Here is a 3,227-nt window from a genome sequence, read left to right on the forward strand (position 1 = left end):
GGCGAGCTTGCCACCTTGCTTGCAGGGCGTTACGTAAGTTTTGAGGTGCTTCCTTTTACTTTTAGTGAATTTGTGAATTTGTATCAAAGTTTGAATTTAAGCATACAGGAATTATTTCAGCTGTATATCAAAATTGGTGGTATGCCTCCTCTTCATTATTTTAATGGGGAAGAGGAGCCGAGTTTTAGATATTTAAACGACATTTATAATACTGTTGTTGTTAAGGATATACTTGAATACAATTCAATCCGAGATGTTGATGTATTTAATCGCATTTTACTTTTTTGTTTAAATAATATTGGACAAAGTTTTTCAGCTAACAGCTTACGTAAGTATTTTGTTAGTGAAAATCGTAAAGTTTCAGTTGATACCATTTTGAATTACTTGAATTTTTGCCAAGCGGCGTATCTTCTAAAAAAAGTTCCACGCTATGACAGTGTTGGGAAAAAGTTATTGACGGTTGAGGAAAAATATTATGTAACAGATCATGGTTTTAGGCAAGCAGTAGGCTTATCAAACGTTGCGTCAATTGAACGTATTCTAGAAAATATTGTCTATATTGAGCTTTTGTCTCGTGGTTTTCAGGTTCAAGTTGGTCGTATTAATAATCAAGAAATCGATTTCATTGCTACTAGACAAGGTGAAACTGAGTATTATCAAGTCTCTTATTTGATGGCTAGCGAAGAGACTCGTAGCCGGGAATTTGGTGTTTATCGATTGGTTAAGGATAATTATCCTAAATATGTTTTGTCGATGGATACAATGAATTTTTCGCAAGAAGGGATTATACACAAATATTTACCAGATTTTCTACTGGAAGAGAATATGTAATCTGCTTGATTTTGTTCTTGTATATATGTATATATTATGTTTCGAGATGGATATTATTAAAAGGTTTAATGTGTGGCTGCTTTAGGCTGGCTCGGCGTGGTTTTTGAGTACTATTTTTCTGTTTGAGGGAAGATGTCTACGCTCTAGGGTCGAGTGCACAGGATGTTAACGTACTTCGCTTGCGTTGAAAGCACACTGTGCTTTCAACTTTGAGCAAGCTCAGCGAATCGAAGTGCATTCGCGAATTATATTTAATCGCTCATGCAAGTCGATTCGCCACTTTGCACCCACCCTGTGAAGTGGGAAAACATGGTAGAATAAACAAATTGAAGTGCTTTTTAAGGAGAATTAGAAAATATGAAATATGAAGATTTGATTTTCAAAATACCTAAAGAGTCTAAAACATATAGAACAGATTCTGAATTTGTAGTATCTAAGATGATGAATATTCTAGACGATCGGAAAAATGTAGGCGATAATAAAATAATAATAAATACAAATTTAAAACTGGGTTTACCGCTTGAGAATATTAACAAAATAGCTGGACCAATGATCGAGGCTTGGGCATGCGAAGTTTTTTCTGGCATTAGAGATAACATCGACAACGCTTATAATTTAATAAATGTGGAAGCGCAAGAGAGACTGGGGATGGCAGATATTATTCTTCAATTTAGAAAATCTGGAAATGTTATTACAGGCAATGTTGATGTTAAAGCCACCGCAAATGATATTCCTAATAGTGGAAAAGGTCCTAATATAACATCATTTTCTAGGATAAGAACTGCTTATGTTAAAGATCCAGATTATATGTTTATTATTCTATCAATTAAGCATAGAGTCTATTCTGAAACTAATAGAGAAACTGGTTTAATGGATGGGATAATGGAAATTGTTGATTATAATGCGTATGACCTTAAATTCATATCTTCTGCTGATATAAATTACAATCCTGCACTTGGGACTGGTCAAATTCAAATTAAAGATATTCATTATGTTACTTATCAGTATCGAACGACTTGGGAAATGTGTCAGTTACTTGATCAGAAGTATTTACACAGTACAAGGCGAACAATATATGATTTCTACAGAGAGGCTGTAAAGAACAAATGGATAAAGAATTAGTTGCGATTTGTGGCGATGCTGTTGAAGAACTCAAGAAAATTCCCACTAATAGCATTCGCTTAATCATTACTGATCCGCCATATAATTTGAATAAGGACTATGGTAAAAGTAAGGACAACCTTGAGTTTGAAGAATACCTTAAATTTTCACGAAAATGGCTGAAGGAAGCTAATAGGGTTCTTTCAAAAGATGGTTCAATATATGTTTTTATGGGCATGCGATATATAAGTTATATCTATTCAATACTAGAACAAGAGCTAGGAATGACTTTTAATTCATGGATAACTTGGTTTTACACACAAGGAATTGGAAAAACGAAGGGGTTTTCTCCAAGACATGATGATATATTGTACTTCACAAAAAGTCCCAAAAACTTTATTTTTAACCTAGATGAAATTAGAGTACCTCAGAAATACTATCGTTCAGTTAATAATATGCGTGGAGCAAATCCAGGAAATGTTTGGGAATTTTCGCATATCCACTATTGTAATAAGAATAGAAAGCTGCATCCAACACAAAAGCCAGAAGCACTTTATGAAAGAATGATACTGTCTTCATCAAATGAAGGAGACATAGTATTAGATCCGTTTCTTGGAAGTGGTACGTTATTGAGGGTGGCTCAGCAGACAAATAGAAGAGCTACTGGCTTTGATTCAAATCCAGAATATATAGTTATGTGCGAGGAGAGACTTAAAGAACCGTTTCATGGATTTGACAGTATTGACGAAAGAATGAAGCGCGTACCTAATGACTTAAATGATCCCCAAATCCGCCTTGAATACATTAAAAATCATATTAAATGGTTTTTGAAAAATCATCCTGACGCAATTGAAGAATTTATCGAAAACGTTAAAGTTAAATATTATTCAAAATTGGTTGAAACAAATCAGCTCGATTTAATTGAATCATTAAAATAAAATTCAAACCTTTTAACGATAGCCCTTCCTATCGTTAAAAGTGCACCCAATATACATAGTGTGCACTCAAAAAAGTGTAGATATACTCGTAAGTTCTCTCAATATACGTGGAGAGTTGTAGTATTGATGTCAAGGGCTGATTAGGTGGGTGCAAATTTGCACTTGTGTAGCAGGGGTTAGCGAAGCTAAACGTTAAAAGGTTTAGTGAGTGGCGACTGTAAGATGGCTCGGAGCGATTTTTGAGCGCAGTTTGGCTGTATGGGGAAGATATCAACACTCTAGGGTCGAGTGCACAGGATGTTAACGTTAAAAGGTGCACACACTTTGCACCCGGGCGGTAAATGATAATTTAGGGAG

General features: G+C 34.9%; 3 protein-coding genes. All 3 read left to right on the forward strand.

All coding sequences use genetic code 11. The annotated features are described in order from the left end of the window. Positions 1-831, forward strand: an 831-nt coding sequence (locus Q0X59_RS06145) for an ATP-binding protein (RefSeq protein ID WP_297643945.1), incomplete at its 5' end; no start/stop codon positions are given. 357 nt (positions 832-1,188) lie between these two features. After that, positions 1,189-1,953: a restriction endonuclease gene (locus tag Q0X59_RS06150; RefSeq protein ID WP_075523555.1), complete on the forward strand. Its 765-nt coding sequence runs from the start codon at positions 1,189-1,191 to the stop codon at positions 1,951-1,953. Then, on the forward strand, positions 1,938-2,870 hold the full coding sequence (locus Q0X59_RS06155) for a site-specific DNA-methyltransferase (RefSeq protein ID WP_075523556.1): 933 nt from the start codon (positions 1,938-1,940) through the stop codon (positions 2,868-2,870). Before Q0X59_RS06150 ends, Q0X59_RS06155 begins: the two co-directional genes overlap by 16 nt. Positions 2,871-3,227: the final 357 nt, after the last annotated feature.

This window comes from uncultured Gardnerella sp. (assembly GCF_947280595.1).
Classification (GTDB): Bacteria; Actinomycetota; Actinomycetes; order Actinomycetales; family Bifidobacteriaceae; genus Bifidobacterium; species Bifidobacterium vaginale_A.

What these genes read in the sequence shown, in the direction of transcription:
- Q0X59_RS06155 (WP_075523556.1), top strand. Translation starts at nt 1,938, where the DNA reads ATGGATAAAGAATTAGTTGCGATTTGTGGCGATGCTGTTGAAGAACTC.
- Q0X59_RS06150 (WP_075523555.1), top strand. Translation starts at nt 1,189, where the DNA reads ATGAAATATGAAGATTTGATTTTCAAAATACCTAAAGAGTCTAAAACA.